Origin of the sequence: Mucilaginibacter sp. KACC 22063 (assembly GCF_028736115.1) — a bacterium.
In the GTDB taxonomy this organism is placed as follows: Bacteria; Bacteroidota; Bacteroidia; order Sphingobacteriales; family Sphingobacteriaceae; genus Mucilaginibacter.
The window spans coordinates 414,752-439,369 of record NZ_CP117877.1; the positions used below are offsets into that span (position 1 = coordinate 414,752).

A 24,618-nucleotide genomic window follows, 5' to 3' on the forward strand; every position below is an offset into this window, starting at 1 on the left:
AACTTTAAATATATTTTAATAAAAAGACTTTAGGGGTGTCCTTAATTGGACTGAGATTATACCCTTTGAACCTGATCCAGGTAATGCTGGCGAAGGGAAAAGTGATAACTGATATAGTTATATTTCTTTTCTAAGGGACACCCTTGAAGCTTTCATCATCTAAGAAATGCTTCATTTGCGAACAACTCTTAACGTGGTCCATTACATGGGGATTTTTAAATGGAATTTCCTTTGCAGGGTTAAAGCTGCTGATGATAGCTGATACTTTTATAAATCTCCAATTCTAATTGAGAACTATAATCGCTATCATATCATTTACCATGACCGGAATTCCATTTCCTTAGCGGAAGCTTTGACGATGGGTATTCATTCCATGCCAAACGGCTATTTTATTGGTAAAACGACCTGGGGTGCTGCGGGGCCCGATTGCAGAACATTCGATATTAACGATGGCCGTTTGCTGTAGGGGCAGTCATGAAGGTACAAACCTCTTTTGCGGCTTTTAAATACATAGATAACAAAAGATATGAAGGTGAAGGGTTTCCTCCGGATCTGATGGTGCCTTTCAACCCAATGCCTTAAACAATGGTTACGACGCGTAGCTGGATGCTGCTATTAAACACTTAAATAATTAAAACAACTATGAAAATGAAAATCTTATTCCCGGTCTTATTAGCGATTCTGTTTGTCAATCACGCCAGTGCACAAAATCAAACCAAGCGGTATTGTGAGCTTTTTGTACACTATACAAATACCAATGCAAATCAGTCACCATTTCCTGTGGAAATAAAATTAAGCTATGGCATTGACAATCAACCTGCAACCCAGGATACAATAACAATACGTAAAATAAAAAAAGTTGAAAACTATAAGACAATTAGCGATGGCCTGGACTATATGAACAGTTTAGGCTGGCAGGTTGAAAGCCTGGTTAATGTTGGAAATGTCATCAGAATTTTTTTGAGTACGAAGTTATAGTATTTAAGATTTACAGAAGCAAACAACTTTACCGTTCAGTCTCACAGTTCAGTAAAAGCTAAATTTAACTGCCTCAATGCAAGTCTATAAATATTCAGTCGTAATGACCATCGGCGAATCAGACAGTAGCGCTATCACCGGTATACAAGCGGATTTAAAAACATTCTCTGCATTGGGATGCTTCGGCAGTTCGGTAATTACGTCAGTCAATGCACAAAATACACAGGACATTGTCTTACGCCATCCTGTCCCTATCGCCTTCATAAAAAGTCAGATTGAAGCTGTTCTGGAAGATATCCACCCGATAACGGTTAAAATCGGAAGATTGACCGACCCGGATACGGTAATTGCGATAGCGGAAACGCTTAAGAAATATCCCGGATTAACAATTATCGTCCAACCAGAAGCCATTGATCGGTTTGGAAAAAGTACCGTCTCACCGGCGGCAGTGGTTGCAATAAGAGAGCGTCTTTTCCCACTGGCGAAACTGATAACAATAACTATAGATGAGGCTCTGCTCTTTAGCGCACATGAATGTGCTGAACAGCAGGCAGACCTGCGGACGGTAGCCTTTGCGATGCTTAAGATAACGGACTGCGTATTGATTAGCAATATGGTAAGTCAGGGACACCATTTGCACAGCATTCTCGCAACTAAAGATGGGTATGAAAAAGTATTTAACCAAACCAATGTCATTACCAATAATATGAACGGGGTAGCCTGCACACTGGCCTCGGCCATTGCGGCTTATGCAGCAAAGGGGCTACCTATCACCGAAGCTGTTCCGAAAGCGATTGAATATGTTCTGGCGAAAGCTATGCCAGCTTCCTGAAGAAAAATATCTTTGATCCTCTGCGTATGAAGCGCACTTTTGTTTTTAACAGAAGATTGCATCCAAGGAAGATCGACAATTACGCATTTGGCTACATTTACTCTAAGTACCTCGGGAAATATCTCCTGCCGGATTCCATTGAAAAGGCTAAAGTGGTGTATTGGCTGGATGGCGTAGTTGGGGATGGCACCGTTAACTTAACCGTTTTGAATTTACTTAAATGGGACCGTGCACTTTATACCAATAAACTGATCTCCAAAACGGATATGCAGCAGGTGTTCTCTCCTGCTAAACTTGATGATGGGTCGTTCACCAAATATGGTTTCGGATGGAAGATCGAGCAACATACTGACTATGGCAAGGTGGTGCGGCATAGCGGCGGCTGGCCAGGATATAAAAGCGACATAGAAAGGCACACCGATAATGATAAAACAATCATCGTTTTACAGAATCACTACGATGCTGCCGAACCAACCAGGAGTATCAGGAGCATTTTATATAATCAGCCATAGTCACACCGTAACAATGATGACCTGTGCAAAAATTCGATTGTAATTAAGTGATTTCCTGTCGTTTCTTATCGAAATACTTGCACAGGTCTTAGAGTACGGGAAATCCAGGCAGCTGTGAAGCTAATCCCGATACACTATCAATTTGATGATAAATGGTTTTGCGTGATGCTACTTCAGTAGTATGGTTATACTTGTCATACAATTGCTCAATCTGGTCAATGTAGGGTTTCTCCTTGGCCCAGTCTAAGGACCCGTATTTATCGGTTCCTTTAAAAAGTAAGTGTTCCAGGTAATGCGCAAGGCCGGTATGATCTTTAGGATCATTGTTACTTCCTGCACGCCCCGATCAGCGTTTGTATGCGCGGTTCCTTTTTATTAACGCTCAGGATAACCGTTAAGCCATTTTTGAGCTTGTAAAACCTTGCATGCATAGGGTCGCCCGTTACATAACGATAGGTGTATCCAGCTTCACTGCCTTGTTTCCATTCGTGCTTTACCTGGGCATGCACCCCGTTATACCTGCAACAACAAATAATGTAAATGCTAACAGATATTTCCCTTTTTTGTAATTCATTTTTCGGTGTAGTGATTTATTGTGCCTTTACTGTTTTGACTTCCTGAGCGCGATTCTTTATCGGAATAGCGTTGCCTGTTGAGCTATAACTATTTAATTCAGTAAAATTGACGATTGCTGGTAATTATATCAATGATTCCATCGAAAATCGTAAATTATATGGAATAACCGCTTTATATCTTGTTTTTTTCTAATTTGGAGGCTGCATTTTACCAATCAGTGTATTTTTTTATTTCGGCAGTTCAATAACCGGCAGTAAATTCCTTTATTGAATCACGATAAATTCTCTATTTTGAACGTAGCCGATCTGGATTGAACCATCGGTATGTACGTGAAATAACGCCGTTTGCAAGAGCAACAGTACCGTTTAAGAGTGATCATCAGCTGTTCAGGTCAGGTTCAAACGCATTACCCTTTTCGATATAATTCAAAAATTCGATTACCATAATATCTAAGAATTTTGACGGCCGCGTCGATTTCCGCATTTTGATTTCAGCGAAACGATGTGAATATCTTGCCAGGCTTACTCCAAAAGCATCTTCACACCACTTTACCAGGGCGGCAATAGTAACCTGGCTGCCCCTCGTGCGCATATAAACATATAAGGCATAAACCAGCTCGACCAAATCTGACTTGTCCGAAGGCCATTTGGCAAGGATACTATTCGCGAAGGGCTTGTTGGTGAAACCTTTAGTTTGAGAATGAGACGTATCGAAGGCGGCATTTTCCCGCCATTGTTTGTTGATGCGCAAGCCTACCCATTTCATTTCAGTGGCGAGGAAATCCTTTAGTTTGTCAGCGACTGACTCATTTTCTTTAAACAGCACCATAGATGATCGCAGTTTAAGCAAATCCAAATGCATTTGTTTCTTTATTAAGGTTAGCTGAAAATGCTTTAGTTTTACAACATCATCATTATCATACTCCACTGATTCATATAAATTAAACATGTATTCCAAAAAAGCGGGATGATTAAAATTGGAGGATATGAGTCGGTCAATTAGGCCACCAGATGTTAATTCTTTTATTTGCCTGAGCGAATCGCCAAATGCTTTGAGATAATCAGCTAAATGGGTGGATGGTTCGATATTTGCCGAAATATCTTTAAAGACAGATTTTAACAGATTTAATAACGCAGGTTCGATGTTGAATTTTGCCAGTATTCCGATCAGCGTATTCACCTGATCGGAAATTGTTATCTTTAATATACTTCTGCTATACCTGTCCGGTACCTCCCGGTCCTCCAGCAAGGTCCCCAACTTTTCCAGGAACACACGCAGATAACCGTGCTTTCGAAATTTTCTATACCTCACATAGATCCGGTCACTTAATGCAGCTAAAGCATTCAAGCAGGACTTTTTTTCATCACCAGCCAAAATTAATTGGATTTGCATGCCCCAGCAAAGCTCTTCCCAACGGGCGAATAAATCACTCCTTTGAACCTGTAAATCATCCAGCCTGTCAATCATTTCCCATAGCCGGAACAGTTCCATCAATTGGTCAATCATATGCGATTCAACTTTTCCGATGACCATGGCTTTAACCAAATGTACATCACTATTTCGTCGGCATATTCTTTTTGATTTCTTGCAAAGTGCGCAGTCGTTATATTATGACTCAATTGCTCCTCGGCTGCCGGGTATCGGATAAGCCACGCCTGCGGTTTACATGATGTGTCATTCATAGCAAACAATATTAGTTATGAAATAAGCTAACCCACTATTCCTTCCTCATCCTGATAAAGGCGCTTAACGGCCAACATTCGTCCAAACTCAGGAGCTTAAGAAGATTAACTTTTAATTAATAACAAAGGTTGGTATTCAAAACTGTCAGTGTCAAGTGCCTTTTCGTACAAAAATTGAGGCACCGAATAGAAAAAACCTGAAGTATGACGTAATCAGCGCTTTTTTTCGGAAAAACGGGGCGATTCATTTGCAGGCTTTAGCGGGTTTAACTTATATTTGAATGAGTGATAGAGATCATCCCCGTTTATTCTGCTATTTTTTACTTTCATGGGAGCTGAATTAAAAAAGGAAGAACTGCTTTTACTACACACAAAAATTTCCGATCTCCCCGTTTCTGAACATTTACTCATGGGGTGTAGAAAGATGGGCTTTGGCAACCTGCAGGAAATCATCGATCTCGGTTGGAGCAGGCTCATGGAAAAGAGGGGCTTCACTTTCCGGTGGTTAACTGAATTGACCACTTTATTGGAAAGTCGGAAAATGCTTCATTTATTGCAGGCAGGCCCTAATCCATCGGAGGGTGTTCATTGATCCACTGGACAGCTTTTAGGAAATACGATTTTACTTTATCGGAGGTAAGCTTTTTGGGATTATTATATCTGTTCTTGACATAACCGGTGGAAAAAATTTGCTGGTGATCCGTCTCGATATGTTTGGCTATGTAATCAAAATAAGTAACTTTTTTCATGCCTGTAAAAAAGCCGATTTCAATCAACACACGGAAAAAATAGACGACCTGCTCCACCGTTGCAGATACCCGGAGAAAATAAGGACTAAAGAGCCTGTTTTCCCATTTTTTGTATGTAATCCTGGATTGTATCCGTAAGTGCTTCTTCAGCATGATTTCCTCCTCTTCCAGCGCTTGAGCAAGGATAGCGCTCAGGGATGATGTACCATTCTCGTAGCCATTACCTTTATAGACCGGGACGGATCGCAGGTCACGGATCTTTCCTGCAACCTTGACCAGTTCATCCTGATAAAATTCGACTTGATCGTAATCCGTTTGCATTGCTTTGGTATAATAACAGATCAACGGAAAATAATTGAAATTTAACCGGATCAGGTCAAGGAAAAGCCGCGTGCGTAGCTCAGGCCCGGTGTAATTATTGACCAATTGATAAAGAGCGGTCACAAAGGTCGTCAGGTAATTTAGCTCCCGGCTATTTTGGACGGGGCGATAGGCCGGTTTGGACAACACGTTAAGATAATCCCCGATGAGTTTCATCAGCGCTTTATCTTCGCCGCTGGCCGTAAGTGCCCGGATGATCGTGGCCGCCATCTTTTGGTTTTCGGTAGCGAATGCCTGTTTTAATGCCAGCGGTACTTTGAGCTGGTCATTAAATGCGGAAGCATAATTTTCTTTTAAGTATAGGTAAACGTCATTTAAGGCTTGAAGCAGGCGGCTGATCAGGGAATGAGCAGGGTTGTTATCCATCGGATTTGGCAGTCGACCGACATACCGGTCCGACACTTTGCAGATCTCAGTTTGCAGGTATTCAATGTACGCTGATTTACGGCCTTGGTCCCCGTTAAAATGATAGATCGTTTCCCGTATGGTTTGTACGGCCCGTTCCCTTTCGTTGGTCATCAATTCAAGGGCATTAGCTAAGCATTCCTGGCTGTATCCACCCGGTGCGTTTTGTAGAAGCTCCTGTATCAGGAGCTCCATGGCTGCTATTGTTTTCATAGGTTTATCGTATAAATGCGATGCTTAGCCCGTATATCGCTTTGTTTTTGCTGCGTCAAAGGTCCATTGTAATACCTGCCTGATCGTTCTGATGATTTCTGCCCGATCAGCTTCTGAATGAATATTGATGCCGCATAGCGTGCTATGATTCGTCCGCGTATGCAATACCAGGTAATAGATGCCTGACACCAAAAGGGCGGCAACCGCCTTGAAACTAACCCCGGATCCTTCAAAAATCGGGTCGGTATGATTAAAGAACTCTCTGGCAAGGCTTTCCCTTATCCCGCCGATATCATCCATTATCGAGCACTTTTCCGTAATCTCCCAAAGAATGAGCTGCTGCATTTCTTCGTCCCGGTAGAAGTAGTCAAACTGTTTTTCCAATACATAGACGAGCATTTCTTGCAGTCCGCGTTTCTTGTGCATCTTTTCAAGCATCTTCGAAAGTTGCGTTTTCGAACTCATCCAATAATCTTTTTCAGCGATATATATGGAGATCAGCTTATCCATGGTGCCGAAATATTTGAATATCAGGCTTGTGGTTACATCTGCTTCCCGTGCGATAATCCTTGCAGTTAAACCTTTATAGCCTTTCTTTTTAATAACGCTACCGACCGCTTCGATCAGTTTATGCTCTGTAAGCGGCCTGTTGTTCGTTCTGCTTGAAACTCTTTTATATCCTGTCTTCATTGGTATGTTTTACAGCTAAATTTCTATCAAACTCTTGTGATGCTTTGAGATGCCAATCTCATTGTCCACCCGGGCAAAAGCCTTCAACGCTTTGTCAAGTTGTTCTTTAGTATGGGTAGCCATGAGGCTCATTCTTATCCTCGCATCTTTCCTGGACACAGCAGGATAAATAATCGGGTTGGTATAAATGCCCTGTTCCAACAGTAAGCGACCAGCCTCTCCTGTTTTTTTGGGGTCTCCGACCTTAACCGGGATAATAGCCGATTCCGTTGTACCTATGTCCATGCCCAGGTTAAGCAACCCCTCCCGGAAATAGTGGATATTTTCCCAAAGTTTAGTCATCCATTGCGGTTCTTCCTGCAGCAATATCATCGATTGAAGTATGGCCGCAATATCGGCGGGTGTTCCTGCCGCTGAAAACAGGTGTTGCCGAGACTGAAATTTTAAAAGTCGGATCAATTCTGGACGTCCTACGACGTAACCCCCGATACTGGCAAATGTCTTACTGAAGGTGCCGGTAATGAGGTCTACTTCTCCCAGCAAATCATAAAGCTCCAATACACCGCGCCCGGTTTTCCCGATTACACCGATACCATGTGCATCATCTATGACCAGGTAGGCACCGTAATTTTTAGTAAGCGCAAGGATCTTGTCCACCGGGGCCATATCACCATCCTGCGAATACACCCCATCGATGACGACCATTTTAGTCCGGTAATTGTGCTGCGCGCTTTTCAGAACGTGTTCCAGCTTATCCAGGTCATTATGCAGGAAAGTTTTAACATTAGTCAGAAGGCCTCCTTCCTGGACACTCGCGTGTACAGCCATGTCAAAGATGGCGATGTCCTCTTTTTTCATCAGGCATTGAATAGTAGCGCTGTTTGAAGTATAACCTGTCGTATATAAAATGGCGCTGTCTTTATCCCGATTAAAGAAACCTGCGACAGCCTCTTCCAGTTGCTGATGAAAGCTAAAGTGCCCGCCGATGGCAGGGGATGCCCCCGAACCGGTACCATATGCTATAACCGCATCGATAGCTGCTTGTTTAACTTTTGGGTGCTGGGTAAAACCAAGGTAATCGTTCGATACCAGCCCGACCAATGGTTCCGGTTTCGCTCTGCCAGGAAGCATTACTTGTATTTCGGGACCGCATCCCGAGGTACAGACCATCCGGTAATTGAGGTGTCCGCGATCATCTAAAAAGTCTAAATAGTTACTGAATAGTTCGGCCCTGGCGTACATGTTGTAGCCCCGAATGTTTTCAAAATCCTTGAAACTGGCCTTCTCAAAGTCGATTTCCATAGTAATAGGGGTAAGTATTTTGAAGCTTACCCTTAAATTTAGAACGCAAAAAATTAAGAAGCGGTCACTTTTGCTGTTTTTTAATGTTTTTTTAACTTTTTGTTATCTGTGCTTTATTAATCAATTTAGAATTGAAAAAATAAATAAATAATTAGCAATTGTGAGGGCTAATTTGGTGTAATATTGAAATTTTGATAAAAAAATGAACTCTTTTTGTTGGGTGTCTTAATTTTGCCGGAAAAGGACACTTGACTGCGATTTTGAAAAAACTTTCATTTGCACTTTGCCCGCCTTAAACTTTTATTATCCTGGGAAAAAAATTTTTTTCAAAAATGAGAAAAGTCGATTTTGGACGTCAGATTTTAAGCATCAGTTTTAAAAAGTTGAGTAATAGAGCGATTGTGGTTGTGGCTTCAGCACTTGCATGAAGGAAACATTGATCGAATACACTTTTCCTAACGGATTGATTTCCCGGGAAGATACCGGGAAGTTGCCAAAGGAATGCCGTTTATATCTCAGTTACGCCCGGGCTACACTTTATCAACTGCGGGAAGGAAACTGGTCCAGGTGGGGTAAACTATCCTGAACAGGTCATAACCAACGATTATAACTTATCTGCGGATGAAAGTCAGTATACTGATGATGATTTGTCTATACCTGACCCAGCAACTACTGCGTACGTTACCCCACCCGTATATACACCCGTACACTACAAATATCCCGTCACTATTATTTCCGGAACTACCACGGGAACAATCTATGACGTAATCATGTATGATGTTATAGCTTATCCCAATAATATGACTTATTATAGCCCTACCGGTCAAAATGTCACCAGGGTCGTAACACCAATAACGCTTAACAAAAGTTATACGACAGCTCCACATCTGGTTAATGTATCCTGGTCAGCAGAAGCTAATTTTCGTTATACTTATTTGAACACCGGAGTGACGATAACGCGCCAACGCTCATGCAGCTATTCAGTACCGGTACCAGTTCCATAATTTTATTAAATTTGATTCAATCTGGTAATATATTAGGATATGAGGAAAGAAGAAAAAAACAGCTACGCTGTTCCGAAGTTGTTAATTAGTAATGTGACAGACATTATCGAGAATCTGTATTTTGAAATCGTAGTTACAACTAATGCCCGGATGCTTTCCTTATTTTGGGAAATAGGAGACGCCCTTAATAAAAATCAGAAAAACGGTAAAGAGGTCAATGACCTAATTGATGAAAAGCTTTCTGTCTCACTTATTGAAGCGTATAGCTCAATATTCAGCACAGAAAATTTAATAATTATGAGGCTTTTAGCCGAAAAATGCTCGCAGACTTTCCTGGATAAGATCAGCCCTTATATAAGTTGGAAATACATTCCTTTCTTGCTTGAGCTTGATAGTGAGGATGAATGGATTTTGTATATAAGACTGGTTATTAAAGAACAGTTACAGCCAGATCAGGCGAAACAGCGTTTGGTACAAACCCCTACCCAGGATATGCGCTTGAAACTTAAGTTCCCTGATTATCCATTTTTCGACCTCGTTCAGCCGAACGGAGAGCACAGGCCAATAATAGAAAATTATTTTAATGGAAATGAAGGGAATGCCTTCAGGCCTCTATTGGAACCTACGGATATACTTCAAATTTCAAGTCTAAATACTTCCCGGGGATCTTCGGTAAATGATGAATTGTTAATGTTTATAGCCTCAAAAATATCGGATTTCCGAATCCTGCATAATCATTGGCTGAACATTCGATTTAATTTATTATTTGTAAATTTGGGTAGAAGAATTAAAGAAATATTTGTAAATTTCAATGAATCAAGCGCACAAGAAAACGCGCTTTATTTGGATCTATCCCATCATTTAGAGAGTAAATTTGGAAAACTTTTCAATCAAGTACAACTCAATCAAAGTATAAGTTTTGCGCAACAATTTAACGATCACATACAACTGATCGAATTCGCTGGATTAATCAGATGGGAACACATTTTGTTGTTAATACCTATTAAAGACATTGATGAAAAATTTTATTATGCCAGGCTTACTGCTAAAGAAGGTTTAAATGCTGTAGAGCTTAATAAACAGATCAAAAGCAATAATTACAAGCCAACGAATGCTACTGAGCCGGAAAATAAAACAAATCCCCTGATAGGCCAAAAGGAAGAATCGGAAGGATACTTCGAAAATGAAATAACGAACAGTCGAGTGGTGCAAAACATCTACGAAAACAATGATTTACTCGAATTTATGAAAGTATTTTAGTCCCAAGTAGCTGAATTATCATAACACCAAACAGGGGCGCCCTTTGTTAACCGCATCGGCCCACGTTGAACGCTGCCCCCTATCATTCTGGAACACATTCGTTACGATCAGTAGTTCGTCGCTAACGGTAACTTCGTGCTGAAATATAGCTTGCCCTACCCTGTATGCTTTGCCGTATTTAGTAGATACCTAATTGTCTTTCCGTCTTTTCGTAACATTGTCGAGTCGTGTTGGCACTGGTTAGCATGCAGAGCTGAGCCATACCCTACCTTATACAAAAGCTTTACTCCACTTTGTAGCGTATTACTTTCCTGCCCAATTTACCATCTGCGTCAATTCCCTCAATCGTGACCCGGTATGTACCGGGAGAGCCTGCATTGTTAAATTCAAAACTGGCATGACCGTTCTGATCCGTTACCATATTTGGCTTCCAGAATACAGTTGTCCTCAGATCGGCAACCTGATAATTAGTTTGGGGATTGTCATATAGGGGTGAGTAGAATGTTCGCACCCGGTAATAACCTTTGAAGCCCGGTAAGACCAGCCCAGGCTTGTTTTTGTCCTGCTGGTGGAGGTATTCATCATCTGCAGCGTTCCGCAGGTTGATTAAAATCACCCCGGTAGATCCATCGTAGGCAGACTCGTAGGCTGGCGTTTTCAATACCTCGACACTACCGATTTCGCTCGCCGGTGTACTTTGAAAAAATCCATTGACCATCTCCTGCTGTACTTTGATACCATTCACCACGAGTAACATTGGTGTTCCTAAAACGATGTTCCTGGCTAAATAAGGCCGGTGATCTTTAAAAATAACACCGTTCAGACGTCCTTCCAGGCATTGCTCTATGGTGCTGCAGGAGGCTTTACTAAAATAATCGAAACCGATAACTTGGTCAGCATTGCCTTTACCGTTCAAGTTATAGGAATCATCGACCATTTGACGTTTCCTGCTATCTTTAACGGTAACCTCTTTTAATACAATCGTATGCCTTCCTAAACCGGCTGATTCTTCCGCCTTAAAAAGTTGTTGGGCCGCCTTTAAATATGCCGGTGACAGCATGCTGTTCTCAAGATCCGTCATTCTACTGTAGATAGAAGAACGGTTGTTCATCGAGGTATCCATTTTAATCAGGACGTTTTTGTTTTTTTTGGCGTTTGTGCCTGTAAGACCAGTTTTGCGCTATCCCTGATAAACAAATTCCGAAAAGCAAAGTGTCCATTTTCATCGGCTACGGAATCTAACAGGAAAAGGATACCGGAATTACTGAACAGCGTAACTTTCGCCTTTGGAACCGGTTTACCGGACATGGTGATTACAGTACCGGACAGCTCCATGAACTTTTCAGCCTTATAGGCCGACGGCATATCGGGTTGAGAAAGCAAAGACTTCCATTCAAATCGCCGGTAGCCTTGGGTAAGCATCAGCAGGTCTAGATCTGCCCTGTTCTCCTTCCCTGTATTCATAAAATAATGACCAGGCTGTTCGATATACCCCCGCAGGTCTGCTGTCAGCAAAAATTGGGACAAGATGTTAACTTCAGGCACCTTACTGACGGGCACCTTGCTCTCGTCTATTACCGAGGCAGCGAAATAGCCGTTGATGGCATTGCCGTTGTTATCCTTAGCATCAAGTCCAATGCTCATTTTTTGCCTGACCCTGGTTACGCTGTCAACCTTGACCTGCAGGTTTAAAATATCTTTTTTATGTACAATAAACACGATTCGTTCTTGCAAAGGCTCACCGCTACTTGAAAACAACGTGATCTGTGTAATACCGGAGGGAAACCTGCTCTTGGGAATTGACAAATTTAAATAGCGTCCATCCACATTACTTTTGACTACATATCGTGGTCGACCGTTTGACTGTGCAAACACATAAACCTGCCCCATGCTACTGAAAGAAGTACTTGTGCTTACATTCACCCGCATACTATCGCCGCTGTTATCATCTATATGCATCACATAACCACTTTTTAGGACCGCGGGCAGGTTGACAATTTGGTCAGCTTCCCCTGTATTAGTCAGTACGGCTCTATAGGTTTTACCGGCTTCGGGTATAAACCAAAAATCGCCCATCCCTAGGCTCTTCGTAGTCAATGAAGCTATTTGTTTCTGCTCATTGTCTATGATCTTCCCGCTGATTTCTCTCCCTAGCCCGTCAGGTCCTACAGCTTTAAATGCTACCCTGGACAGCAGGCCACTCACCAGGTAACCGCCTTCCGGGAAAAGCTGAAAATCGACCGGGCCTGACGCTTCCCGAATGTGGATGGTCTTGACAACAGATTCATTGGGACTGAGATGGATGCTGGCCATAATGGCCCCGGTTGAAACATCCCTACTTTCTGTATCGAAATTAATTTTCACTTCTCCTTTGTCGTTGGTCATCGCCTTTCCGCCAACTATTGCTCCGAGTTTAAGCAGGATATGATAATTGACCTCCTTGCCGGAAACCGGGATACCATCGTTTGTTCTGAAGCTGATCAAGGCGGATACTTTTTGCCCTTTACCGGATGGCTTATAGGAAAGGTTGGCGATGGCGTCAATATGCGTACCAGAAACGCGACCAATAGGAATGACTTGTTCAAAAAAATAAGCCTCTCCTGCGTTACGCATCCAGTTCGTATAGGCCCTCACCCGGTAGTTGCCGGCTTGTAAACTATCCGGCAAAGCAAAATCCCCCCAGGTAAGACCGTCTTTCAAAGGCAGTTTGATCCATTTAATCAGTGAGTCTCTGTTATCCGACAGTTCAATATTTAAGGTTCCGCTGATAGCTGATAACCGATGATCACCGGCGGTGACTATCGCTTTGAACCATAGATCTTCTCCGGCGACATAACATGGTTTATCAAATTGCAGGTACACTTTTTCAGGTTCAAAGCGGTCAAGCCATAGGTCAAGCTTTTGCACAATAATGGCAATGACCGGATCGTCATCCTTAAAACCAGTGGTTGTTATAAGCGATAAGGCGGCAAATAATATGGCCGTCGTCAACGCGATATGTCTTTTCAGGAACCTCATCGATATGAAATAATTGAATGGCATGCCTGGATTATGGAAGCGTGGGATAAATCAATGGGAATGACGCGCTATTCAGGGTAACACTATTTGAAATAAGATAATTTGATGCGGATGCCACTACGACAGGTGTCGAAACTCCTCCGGGATTTGGCGGGTAATAGACGTGAGAAAAGTTTGCCGTACCTGATAGGTTCAACTGAACCTTCGATTTATCTTGAGAAATGGTGTAAGACTTACTTCCGGAGGTATAGTTAAAAGAATAATAGTTTCCGCTGCCGTCAGTTGTTTGCGTACTCGGCGAATAGGAGTTAAGATTGGTCACTGAGTTGATATAATTAAGGTAACTACCGGTTGAATTATTGGTTTGGTAGCCGATTGTTGTATTGTAAAAAACCTGAAAATAGCCTAACTGACTTGATCCTACAGTTTTATAATACGACCATTGATTATTGATTAACAGGTTGTCCATAATCATTCGTTGAAAGTTTGCCGTCTTTATGGATTACGTTTGAGATAAGCCGGGATGACTGGGATTCCGCATCGGTGTTTAGCATCGCATTCGAGATGGAGACACCCTTTAGAAGCTCTGAAAATTTAGATAAAGAATCGTCCAGGCTTTTAAGTGCATCCGGGCTGATATTTTGGCTTGTCGAAATTCTTGTAAGCAATTTCAGATTTGGATATTTAGCCATCAGCTGCTCCAATTGTTGAGTCGTATTACTGATTTGAGAATTATTTTCCTTTTTGCAACATGCTAAAAATAAAATAACCATGGTTGCGGTTAAGATCAATGTTTTTTTCATATTATAATCCTATAACATTAGATATTTAAATATCTAATGTTATAGGATTATAATATGCTATGATACTAACAAATGCTAACCATATATTACCTCATGTCGAAGCCTTTAAGAATGTAATGAGGTTTATTTATCATTACCACAGCACCTGATTTTGTCATCCTCCCTTATTAGAAAGAAATAACCCGGTTTTCACCGGACACCATCGCCATCCCTGTTGTTGATTTACGGCGTCTATGTCGCCGTAGATAACACGTTCGGGGAAGAGTTGGCAATAAAAAGCCAGTGAAAGTACCCCTGAAATTATACATTTTGCTATTTGCGGTAGTTATAGGGTTATACTTTCAGCGTCTTATAAAACCTGGATGATTTTGGTGCCCTGTGTGGGGTTCTTTGCCTTCTCGATCGTACCAGGTATGCAACTATACGTCGTCAAGCTTGCGAGCGATACCTTCCCGGAACTGAAGATGTGGCCTCCAGTTTAAATATTGCGGCGTTTAATATCCGCATAGCCTTGGGTTCCTACACGTGCGGGTTAGTTGTAACATCATCATTGGGCATCTAATATACAGCATTGGCAAATGCCGGCTTTGTCCTGGTAGCTATCATTTTAAGTGTGGTAAGCCTAAAAAGGAAAAGGGCGACCCAAATTAAGCTTTTAACAGCACTCAAATTTGCTGCCCATTGTAATACTTGGTATCTTTATTACATAAGATTTGCAATCGATCTATAGCAAGAAATTGGAGCATAATTCGGTGAGTAAGCAATTATCCCACTTATAAGACACAGCCATCAATATAATTTAAAGGTGTTACAAAATCCTCCCTGTTAAGCAACCAAAAGCGGAAGAATACAGGACTGTCAAGGGAACGTAGAATAAATGACCTCAAAAATCACCAACAAAAGCCGCCTTGCAAATGAAAAACTTACGCTTATCTTTACCCTAACGAACGTTCTTTACGGTACCGAAAAGGTTAAGACGGGAAACAGGCCAAAACATGGAAACTTTGTGGGAGCCAATGCGATTATGGCGCTTTGCGCCATAATCGCAGACAGTAATTGCCAATGACCAGCGCATAAAATGGGCGCAAATGGTATATGTGAACGTGCTAAAATTGTCGTAATCTTTCAGCGTTTCAGACATTTCGGTTGAAAACTTTTCACCCGAATAATAATCAATCCAAATTTTTGGTCTTTAAGGGCGTGGACGGCCCTTTTAGCAGGCGACTCATTTTAGGTAGGTACGTACTTAAATAAATTTTCCCGCATAAATGTCTTATCGCGGGAAATACCTTCAAGGTGTAAACGGAAATCATAGGAAGTATTCTCCCGCAAAAAGATTTCCCGTAAAATATTTAAAGTTTGATTATTTAATATCGCAACCTCTTCTTCACTAAGAATATCAGGAATGACGAGTGAATTTTTTTAAATAATCAGATTTATTCAAAAAATCGATCCACCAATTTTCACTCTATTGTGCGGCGGTTGACTTGGTATCTAAACTTGGAGAAATGCCCGTATCAATAAGATTTGAATGAAAGTGATAAATCTAATAAGCCGGAAAACTCCGGCTTATTAGATAGAAAAATCTGTTGAATTACAGAGCGTAAGCGCTTTCATTTTCCTTCTTTTCTTTTTTTTCTTTCTCTTTCTCAGGATCAACTGTTTCAGTTGTGCCACCAGGAAGTTTCTCCTGCTCAAGCGGAGAACTCACTTTTGCTCCTAAAAATGCTTAGGATCAAATTTTGATTCATTTTGATTTTTCATAAAATGTAATTTGAATTATTTATTCCATCAATTTCAAAACACTTTTAGCTTATTTAAAATGGATCGGGTGAAATCAAAGTTTAGGAGGGTGAAAAAGCATGACGCCGATGTTGTGCGTTATATTTATTTGTATTTAGACTAATTTTGTTTCTATTAAGTTGTTATATAATAGTTAATACCTTTGTCAAACTTCCTGATTACGGAACATTAGTGAAATGTTTTATAATAGATGTTGTCAATCATTCAAAAATCATTTACATTCATGGCGCTCAGATAGTCTTAAAATACAAAACTATTTTACAGTTGGGCAATACTTATCGTGAAAGGTTTTATAGATGGGATCCTCTTTCTCTAAGATCTATTAATTCCGTATTAATTCCCACTCGGAGAACTGAATTACACTACCTGACTGCGGAGCTGATATGCTTAACCTGTAATAAGCATAGGATGTGGTGTTACTAATCGCATACGTTTTTTTAAGGAAACGTGAGGCAAAGGATTGATTGGTCTGTGTGTCCAGTGTAGTCCATGATGTTCCATTGTTTGAGCCTTGGAGTGTCCAGTTTTTTGGATCCCGCGCAGGTACATCATTTGCCGAAGTAATTGTATAGCTTACTACGGTTGCCGCAATATTGGGTTTAAATTGTACCCATGCAGATGCGTTTCCTGTATAATATTTAGTAGCTGTATTGTTATCGATGATTTGTGTATAATCTTCACCTGATGGCGAGCCGGTTTGGTATTGCGCAGTTAGTGAACCAGCGTAATTGGTTATGTCGGAACCAGTTGGTGGAGGTGTAGTGTTGATCTCAACAGAAGCTAAAATCGCATCAGTATAACCTTTATTTTTATTACCAGCATAAACCATGATGCCCGCTTTGTCTGGATTTGGATGTCGTTGGCCCTCAGCAACGGCGCTGCTTTGACTGTTATAATCGGATACCATACCGAGCATTACTTTTGCATTACCTAAAGTATTAGCCCAATAATTAAATCTGGTGGTATTATCCTGAAAATAACCCTGATCCATCACAAAATTCAAATATTGACTCAATGCAGTTTCACGGAAAATAGGGCCGGGCGCACCGCCGGAATAAAAGGCACCTGTGTACATTTTAGAGGTACTGTTAGTGGATAACGGGCCAAAATATTTCCCGAATTCTTTAATTAGGTTCCGGTAGTTGGTGTTATCCGTCGCATTATGCTCAACGTCAAGCGAGATTCCATCCAAACCTACTGTATTTACACAATCGTTCACAAATGAGGCAAATTGGGTGTAATTGTAAGCGGTGCCGTTATAAGTAGTGAATGGAGTGGCGGTACTCCAACTTGCATTGTCGTCGACGTTCATTAAAACCTTAATCCCCCGCGCACGTAGGGTTTGAATATCAGCAAGAATTTGTCTTTTATTTTTGTAATAAGCGTTTTGCATAGCGCCGGAATTGTAATGGACTGTATCCGCCAGTTCCCATAAAGTGCCTTCAAATACAATCACAACGTTTGCTTTGTCTGTAAAAGTGGTTAACGGCAATATACCCTGATTGACCGGGGTTACATCAAAAACATAATAGGCTACTTTGTTTTGTCCCGCTGCGGGTAACGCCGTAGCTGCCAGACTCATGTTTTGCGAAACACCCAGCCCGATTTTTCGTACATTATCCATAGTGGTAGCTGTTTCTTTTTTGCATCCCAAAACAGATAGTAACAAGGTTAAAGCAAACAAGCTTTTGAAATGATTTAACTTTTTCATGATAAGTAATTTTAATGTATGGTTAATAAATGTAACAGTTTCCTAATTCATTAAATCTAATGCTTTTTTAGAAAAAAGGAACCCGTTTTTTGGTATTAGGTGACATGCTGAAGACTGTGATAATGATCACCAACTTGCGTCTTTTTTGATGTTAGGGTAAATCGGGCAAGACTTAATGTTTGAAAATTACCATCGATAATGGTTTGTCATATAATTCCATCGCTACTGAAAGATATCAAACTTACAAAACCATCAATTGTGTTTTCTTGCTCTTCGAAGATACTAAAGGTTTATATATGATACACCCAGGGCCCTGATCCATTATCCTTACCCCAAGCATCCATGATCTTGCGTTACCGGATGTAACGGTCATTTCCTGGCCGGTAAATATACTTATTGCCATAGGTGTAACTTGTATAGGAGGTTTTAATACGCGTTCCATCGATGGTAATCCGCAAATAAACTGGGTCGGTACAATCATTTCCATCTCTTTACACAAAAGAGTAACCCAAAAGTGTTGTTCATCGCTTAAAGCTTTAAAAGTTATAAGATTAGTTCTTTTATGGCAGCTATTAAGATATTAATAACTTAATGCTTAATACCAGCAATTTACAATCTTTCTGGTAATCTATTGGGCTTTTCAATCCGCACAGTTCGCCAATAGGTCACCAGAAGAATGTGATTATTTGGTTTTATTGGGATGAAAGCAAGCTCACATGGTCAACGCTACCCTACGAATCAACTTATTAACCCCCAATAAATGTTTTTTGCTTACTTTGATGATTTAGAACCTCAAATTAACCGAAGCTAAAAAGTTAATCGGTGCCTGGGTAAACCAGTAATTGGAATCTACCACCTGCCCCGCTATTATACCGGGATAGGTTGCACGTCGGACTGGTACTTTTGACTGAAAATATTATTTATTTTCCCATGTTTTAGGGCTTTTCTTTAAGTCTAATGCTTTTTAAATAACTCTCATAATTTGTTTCGAAACGGGCGATTTAATATCTATTGCAATTAGAAGAGGTAATATTTGATATATTAGCTTTGTGATTGCCAAAGATTTAAATAATGAGCGCGAACTGTTGATTAAAATTGCAAAAGGTAATCAACATGCTTTCCGTCTTGTCTTTGATAAATACCGAAGCAAAATTTACAGTTATTCTTTAAAAATTCTTAAGTCGGAAAATGCAGCGGAAGAAGTAGTTCAAGATGTGTTTCTCAATCTGTGGTCAAACCGAGAAACCTTAGTACACATACAAAACTTAGGGGGCTATTTAAGAAGATCCACCAGAAACTGTGCTTTAGATGATCTCCGGAAAATTGCACGGGAAACAACAGCGTATTCAATAAAAAACATCGATTGGCAGGAAGGTGATCAACACACTGAAAAGCTGATTCATTTTAAAGAAATACAGGAAAGCCTAAATAAGGCACTGGATTCTTTGTCTCCTCAGCAGAAATTGATTTATACCCTGTGTAAAATTGATGGTATGAAACATATTGAAGTTGCCCAACAACTAAATATTTCCATTCAAACCGTCAGAACCCACTTGAAAATAGCCAATCAGGCTATTAAAAAACTAATGCAATCGCATTACAAAACTATATTCTTAATAATTCTTCTATCTGTTAATCAGTAGGTTGTATTTATTCTCCTCGTTTTACCAAATTCAACTACCCACTTTTTTCATTTAAGACGTCATGTTATTATAAGCAGGTTAACATACTGTTAAATAATTACTATTTATCATACCTCAAGCATGACGGAAGACCGATTTAAATATTTGTACGGGAAATATCTCAAAAATGCTCATACAGAAGCCGAATTTCTCGAATGGTGTAAAGCAATCGACGGAGGTTTGTATGAGCAAGAACTGGAGAAATTAGCTGATGAATTATGGGACGCTGACGATCTTGATCAGGATATGTCGCAGGCTAAGGCCGATCGAATGTTTAAATCAATCATTTCAATATCACAAAATAATGAAGATGAAAACAAGCAAAACTTCTTTTTGAAGAGGTATCGATTTGCTGCTGCTATGATTGCCTTTTTGCTGATAAGTTCAGGCATCCTGTATTACTTTGAAGCCAACAAAAGGCCGGAGGTTACGCTAATGCAAGCCAAGTCATCGAACGAGCATGAGTTAATCAAGCTTTCGGATGGGAGTACGGTGGTTTTAAATAATCATAGCTTCTTAAAATACCCCGCATCATTTAATGGCCGGCTTAGAGAGGTGACACTTATCGGTGAAGGCTATTTTGATATTAAACATGACACCCGTCACCCGTTTATCGTGCATACGGGTAACTTATCAACTACGGTACTGGGAACAGCTTTTAATATCAATGCATATGAAAAGGGAAAAAATATTACTGTTACTGTAACGCGCGGCAAGGTGAGTGTGAGCAATGCGGATAAAGTTCTGGGGGTAATTGTACCAAATGAGCAATTATCATTTGACAAGGTGGAGGAAAGTGCGATGCAGGCGCATGTTAATTCTACACAAATTGTGCAATGGCAAAGCAAGGACATATTTTTTCAAAATATAACCATGCTGGAAGCCGCATCAGAATTAGAACAACGCTTTAACGTGAAAATAACATTTAAGCATGATGCTGTAAAAAAATGCCGCTTTTCGGGTACGTTTCTACACGGAGAAAAACTGAAAGACATCTTGCAGGTAGTATGTGATTTTAATAACGCGACGTACAGCATAACCGATGCAGGCCAGGTAATTATTAACGGACCTGGTTGTGCTTCATTATAATCTATAAATCACCCTTTAATTTAAACGCTTTAAACCCTACTGAATGAAAGAAATGTACTCAGCTTAATGCAACAAAAAACTCCCTGTATCAGCAGGGAGTCTAAAAATTATGCCTGTTTTCGGCGCCAACCGTCCACAGGCTGTTTTAAACAATTTCAACGATCACTTAAAACATTCAAATTTATGATTTTTTCTGCAAAGTCAGCAGAAAGCAATTGGTTGCGCACACCTGCTTCCAAATATGCTCTCTTACTATCACCGTATGTAATTCGTCAAATTATGCGTATAAGTTTATGTACCGCTATAATTCTAACAACCAGCCTTAACTTCATGTTTGCATCTTCTGTTAAAGGGCAAAACGCTGCAAAGGTAAATGTTACCATAGAATTGAATCATGAGTCTTTTGAATCTGCCATGAGGAAGATAGAATCTAATACGCAATTCAGGTTTATTTACCGTAATGAAGATGTCAGGCTTTTAAATAATCTGACACTGGAACGGGCCTCCCGTAGTGTCAGTCAAACGCTTGATCTGATATTGGCAAATACCGCTTTCAGTTATAAAGAGTTAAATAATAGCATTATGCTGGTCAAAAAGCCGGAGACGACTATTGATGAAAAAGTTGTAACAAAAGCTCCTCCAAGGCATTCCCTTAAAGTTTATGTAACTGACGAACAAGGAAATTTCCTCGCTTTTGCCAATGTTACAGTTAAGGGCTATCCGCGTTTAGCAGAGCAGACGAATCAAGAAGGCTTTGTTAATATTTTTAGCATTAATGAAAAAGATATCCTGATTGTCAGCTTTGTGGGTTATTTAACACAAGAGGTTGCTACCGGAAGTCAGGAAAGTATCCATATTAAACTGGTAAGGGATCCGGCGTCTAATCTAAAGGAGGTAACGGTGGTCTCTAACGGTTACCAAACCTTGCCTAAAGAGCGTAGTACAGGTGCTTTTGCAACCTTAACCGCTAAGGATCTTGAGAAAATACCAGTTCCAAATATCATTCAGCGGCTTGAAGGCCTGGTGCCCGGTTTGCAGGTTTCCGTAACCGCTGGTGATCGTTCTTTTGATTATGATAACACCCAGCAAGCCATCAACGGAGGAACACGAACTATTGGAAAGAACGACTATAATATAAATGTCCGGGGTACCAGCACTGTTAGAGGAGAAACCTTTCCGTTACTGGTCATTGATGGAGCCGTAAGTAATCTTGATCTTTCTGCGATCAACCCTAATGACATTGATAATATCACCTTTTTAAAGGACGCAGCGGCAGCTTCTATCTGGGGTGTACGCGCTGCCAATGGCGTAATTGTCATTACGACCAAAAAAGGAACGAATAGCCAGGTTCCAAAGATTAATTTCTCAACAAGTTATACCATCTCAGAGAAAGCTCGCTTAGGTTATCTTAAAACGATGAACTCTGCTCAGGAGCTCAACTATGAAAAGGAATTGGTAGACCGTGGTCTTGTTACCGATTTAGGTAACGGCTCATACTATAATTCTGCATCTTATAACGTTAGGAGTCAGGGTACCTTACTTGCTTTGCAGCTAAAAGCCGGGAGTATAACGCAGGCACAGTACGATGCCCAGGCCGCAACACTAAGTGCTGTTGATAACCGTTCACAAATATCAAAATACCTTTTGCAGGCAGCGCAGAGCCAACAGTATAATTTATCAGTAAGCGGTGGCAGTGATTATTCTAACTACTATTATTCAACATCTTACAGTAAAGAACTTCCTAATGCACGGGGGAATTCGGCAGGCCGTTTAACCATCAACCTTACGCACAATTGGAAGTTATTTAAGGTAGCCGACCTTTCGGTTAATGTGAAAGGGGCATCTTTCAATTATGTTAATGACGGCATCGCTATTGGCTCAGTTTATCTACCGTCTCAAAGTACATTGATGCCCTACAATCTGCTAAAGGATGCTAATGGCAATAATTTGGCTTATGACAGAGCCGTACCCTCGGCTTTTACACAAACTTTATCCCCAGGACGCCCAAGCTGGCAATACAGTTACTTGGACGAATTGGCTAATAATGACAACACGCAAAAGGATAACGATTATACGGCTACCATTAATTTAAGAGTTCCAATTATTAAAGGCCTAACTGCAAGCGCGTTATATTCTAACGAACGTACTTTTAGTAACACCCGGACCTATTATAGTCCCCAAAGCTATTACTTTCGCGACTTTATCAATTTTTATACAGCACCCGCCTCTTCAGTCAATAGTATCGGTATCACCAACGGCGGTATTCTCAACCTAATCAATACCAATAACAATAATTATTCAGCGCGTGGCCAGTTAGATTATAATGGCACTTTTGGTAAAAGTCAACTTATCGCGCTTGCCGGTACCGAGCTGCGTCAAACGCAAACAGGACAAGGTAATCAAACACTTTATGGTTATAATACCTCATCAGGATTAAGTACTGGCGTCAATGCAGGTATCACCAACGGGAGCAATATTGGTTATGCGACCATTACAGGTTATAACAACAATTTAAACTCACCAACCAATCAGGCTGACCAAAGGCGTAGGTATCTATCTTATTTCAGTAATGCCGGATATACATTTGACAGCAAATATGTTGTAACAGCCAGTGTTCGCTACGATGATTATAACAACTTTGGGCTCGATCGTAAATACCGCGCTTCACCTGCATGGTCTGGCGGTCTCAAATGGAATCTCAGTGATGAAGCATTTATGAAGCCGGTAACTTGGATAAATAGTTTGGGGTTAAGGGCAACTTATGGTGTAAACGGCAATATCTCGACTACCGTTTATCCATTTACTTATATTGCGTTGGGCCAGAATGATAGCTATACCGGACAAGCATCGGCAAGCATCATCTTGCCGGCGAACCCGCAGTTAAGATGGGAAAAAACTTATGTGACCAATCTCGGCCTCGATTTTAGTATACTGAATAACCGCATCACAGGTACCGCAGATTTTTATAAGAAGCGAGGAACCGACATACTTGCTGCTTTTACCGTAAATCCTACTTATCTGGGTACAATTTCTTCCGCTTTAGTCGAAAACTCCAGCAAATTGAATGGCAAAGGTGTTGATCTAGGGCTTAATGGAGTTGTATATAACGGGACCGCTTTAAGGTGGACTGTTGGAGCTACCTTTTCCTATAATACCAATAAACTTGATGACCCCCGCTATACTTCGCAGTATACGAGCTCGGCCTATGCTACCACTAGCTATTATGCCAATCCGGCCGGCATAAGTTACCTGGATGGCATGCCTACAGATAAGATATTGGTCTTTAGAAATGCGGGGCTCGACGCCAATGGCCTGACGCAGGTTTATGATGCTAATGGCAACATTATTAAAGCCACTACGGCAGGTATTCCGTCATTAAGCGCGTTGAAATACGCGGGTCGCAGGACAGCACCATTTTATGGTAGCTGGAATACCTCCATGAATTATAAGGCTTTTACGTTTTATACCTTATTAACGTATCAGTTTGGTAGTGTGTTTTTAAGGCCTACGACGCAAAATTATGCGACTAATCCATACAATCTTCAATATGATTTAAACGCTGATGTTGCTAAGCGATGGATGAAACCTGGCGACGAAGCGACTACAAACGTGCCGGGCTTAAATGGAACGGCAACTGTTGTAAATACCAGTTTAATACGTTACGACTATTCCGACATTAATGTTTTAAAAGGGGATTATGTTCGGTTGCGGGAGGTATCCTTAAGCTATAAATTACCAACAGCATTTTTGAATAGGATTATGATCAAAAGCGCGAACATCGGTTTAGCCGTACGTAATCTGGGGCTTTTGTGGACGGCTAACAAACAGGGTTATGACCCCGATTTTGTAAACCCTCTGAACCATATTTATAGTTTACCGGCTTCCCGGTCATATATTCTTTCGTTAAACGTAAACTTATAATCAGCCA

At 40.8% G+C, this 24,618-nt stretch carries 18 protein-coding genes, 1 pseudogene and 1 riboswitch; of the genes and pseudogenes, 8 read left to right on the forward strand and 11 right to left on the reverse strand.

The annotated features are described in order from the left end of the window. The first annotated feature begins 21 nt into the window (after positions 1 to 21). Positions 22 to 115, forward strand: a riboswitch (TPP riboswitch). Between the two features lie 527 nt (positions 116 to 642). The 3 genes from PQ461_RS01905 (at position 643) to PQ461_RS01915 (ending at position 2,322) form a co-directional block, all read left to right on the forward strand. Continuing rightward, positions 643 to 978 (forward strand): hypothetical protein, encoded by a 336-nt coding sequence (locus PQ461_RS01905; protein ID WP_274207939.1) that lies wholly within the window; start codon positions 643 to 645, stop codon positions 976 to 978. Positions 979 to 1,081: 103 nt separating this feature from the next. Further along, positions 1,082 to 1,810: a bifunctional hydroxymethylpyrimidine kinase/phosphomethylpyrimidine kinase gene (thiD, locus tag PQ461_RS01910; RefSeq protein WP_274207940.1), complete on the forward strand. Its 729-nt coding sequence runs from the start codon at positions 1,082 to 1,084 to the stop codon at positions 1,808 to 1,810. Positions 1,811 to 1,836: 26 nt separating this feature from the next. Next, positions 1,837 to 2,322: a serine hydrolase domain-containing protein gene (locus PQ461_RS01915; RefSeq protein WP_274207941.1), complete on the forward strand. Its 486-nt coding sequence runs from the start codon at positions 1,837 to 1,839 to the stop codon at positions 2,320 to 2,322. 88 nt (positions 2,323 to 2,410) lie between these two features. Here PQ461_RS01915 and PQ461_RS21145 read toward each other — a convergent pair. From PQ461_RS21145 to PQ461_RS01925, 3 genes and pseudogenes are all read right to left on the reverse strand, one after another. Continuing rightward, positions 2,411 to 2,614, reverse strand: a pseudogene (locus PQ461_RS21145) (hypothetical protein); the annotation flags it as partial. 34 nt (positions 2,615 to 2,648) lie between these two features. After that, positions 2,649 to 2,831: a hypothetical protein gene (locus tag PQ461_RS01920; RefSeq protein WP_274207942.1), complete on the reverse strand. Its 183-nt coding sequence runs from the start codon at positions 2,829 to 2,831 to the stop codon at positions 2,649 to 2,651. Between the two features lie 445 nt (positions 2,832 to 3,276). Further along, a complete protein-coding gene (locus PQ461_RS01925) occupies positions 3,277 to 4,431 on the reverse strand; it encodes an RteC domain-containing protein (protein WP_274207943.1) in 1,155 nt (384 codons plus the stop codon). A 477-nt stretch (positions 4,432 to 4,908) separates the two neighbouring features. On the opposite strand from PQ461_RS01925, the gene PQ461_RS01930 reads away from it, so the two are divergent. Continuing rightward, entirely contained in the window at positions 4,909 to 5,172 is a 264-nt protein-coding gene (locus PQ461_RS01930; RefSeq protein WP_274207944.1) for a hypothetical protein, read from the forward strand. Here the strand turns inward: PQ461_RS01930 and PQ461_RS01935 are convergent. The 3 genes from PQ461_RS01935 to PQ461_RS01945 are packed head-to-tail and all read right to left on the reverse strand — an operon-like array spanning position 5,147 to position 8,260. Then, a complete protein-coding gene (locus PQ461_RS01935) occupies positions 5,147 to 6,328 on the reverse strand; it encodes a hypothetical protein (protein ID WP_274207945.1) in 1,182 nt (393 codons plus the stop codon). The genes PQ461_RS01930 and PQ461_RS01935 overlap by 26 nt on opposite strands. A 24-nt stretch (positions 6,329 to 6,352) precedes the next feature. After that, entirely contained in the window at positions 6,353 to 7,018 is a 666-nt protein-coding gene (locus PQ461_RS01940; protein WP_274207946.1) for a TetR/AcrR family transcriptional regulator, read from the reverse strand. A gap of 15 nt (positions 7,019 to 7,033) precedes the next feature. After that, positions 7,034 to 8,260, reverse strand: a complete 1,227-nt coding sequence (locus PQ461_RS01945) for an aminotransferase class I/II-fold pyridoxal phosphate-dependent enzyme (protein ID WP_274207947.1) — start codon at positions 8,258 to 8,260, stop codon at positions 7,034 to 7,036. Between the two features lie 1,103 nt (positions 8,261 to 9,363). On the opposite strand from PQ461_RS01945, the gene PQ461_RS01950 reads away from it, so the two are divergent. Beyond that, positions 9,364 to 10,584, forward strand: a complete 1,221-nt coding sequence (locus tag PQ461_RS01950) for a DUF1016 N-terminal domain-containing protein (protein WP_274207948.1) — start codon at positions 9,364 to 9,366, stop codon at positions 10,582 to 10,584. A gap of 283 nt (positions 10,585 to 10,867) precedes the next feature. Here the strand turns inward: PQ461_RS01950 and PQ461_RS01955 are convergent, their stop codons facing one another. The 5 genes from PQ461_RS01955 to PQ461_RS01975 all read right to left on the reverse strand — a co-directional run bounded on the left by PQ461_RS01955 (position 10,868) and on the right by PQ461_RS01975 (position 17,919). Beyond that, on the reverse strand, positions 10,868 to 11,665 hold the full coding sequence (locus PQ461_RS01955) for a TonB-dependent receptor (RefSeq protein WP_274207949.1): 798 nt from the start codon (positions 11,663 to 11,665) through the stop codon (positions 10,868 to 10,870). A 47-nt stretch (positions 11,666 to 11,712) separates the two neighbouring features. Continuing rightward, a complete protein-coding gene (locus PQ461_RS01960; protein ID WP_274207950.1) occupies positions 11,713 to 13,626 on the reverse strand; it encodes a hypothetical protein in 1,914 nt (637 codons plus the stop codon). Positions 13,627 to 13,633: 7 nt separating this feature from the next. Continuing rightward, a complete protein-coding gene (locus PQ461_RS01965; RefSeq protein WP_274207951.1) occupies positions 13,634 to 14,071 on the reverse strand; it encodes a hypothetical protein in 438 nt (145 codons plus the stop codon). Continuing rightward, positions 14,049 to 14,405 carry a hypothetical protein gene (locus PQ461_RS01970; protein WP_274207952.1) on the reverse strand — a complete coding sequence of 119 codons (357 nt, stop codon included), beginning with the start codon at positions 14,403 to 14,405 and terminating at the stop codon, positions 14,049 to 14,051. The genes PQ461_RS01965 and PQ461_RS01970 overlap by 23 nt, the downstream gene beginning before the upstream one ends. A gap of 2,125 nt (positions 14,406 to 16,530) precedes the next feature. Next, complete coding sequence (locus tag PQ461_RS01975) at positions 16,531 to 17,919, reverse strand: EndoS/ChiA family endoglycosidase (protein ID WP_274207953.1); 1,389 nt, start codon at positions 17,917 to 17,919, stop codon at positions 16,531 to 16,533. Positions 17,920 to 18,968: 1,049 nt separating this feature from the next. On the opposite strand from PQ461_RS01975, the gene PQ461_RS01980 reads away from it, so the two are divergent. The 3 genes from PQ461_RS01980 to PQ461_RS01990 all read left to right on the forward strand — a co-directional run bounded on the left by PQ461_RS01980 (position 18,969) and on the right by PQ461_RS01990 (position 24,611). Further along, positions 18,969 to 19,562 carry an RNA polymerase sigma factor gene (locus tag PQ461_RS01980; RefSeq protein WP_274207954.1) on the forward strand — a complete coding sequence of 198 codons (594 nt, stop codon included), beginning with the start codon at positions 18,969 to 18,971 and terminating at the stop codon, positions 19,560 to 19,562. 120 nt (positions 19,563 to 19,682) lie between these two features. After that, complete coding sequence (locus PQ461_RS01985) at positions 19,683 to 20,690, forward strand: FecR family protein (protein ID WP_274207955.1); 1,008 nt, start codon at positions 19,683 to 19,685, stop codon at positions 20,688 to 20,690. A gap of 330 nt (positions 20,691 to 21,020) precedes the next feature. Continuing rightward, positions 21,021 to 24,611, forward strand: coding sequence for a SusC/RagA family TonB-linked outer membrane protein (locus tag PQ461_RS01990; protein WP_274207956.1), 3,591 nt, complete (start codon positions 21,021 to 21,023; stop codon positions 24,609 to 24,611). The last annotated feature ends 7 nt before the right edge of the window (positions 24,612 to 24,618 follow it).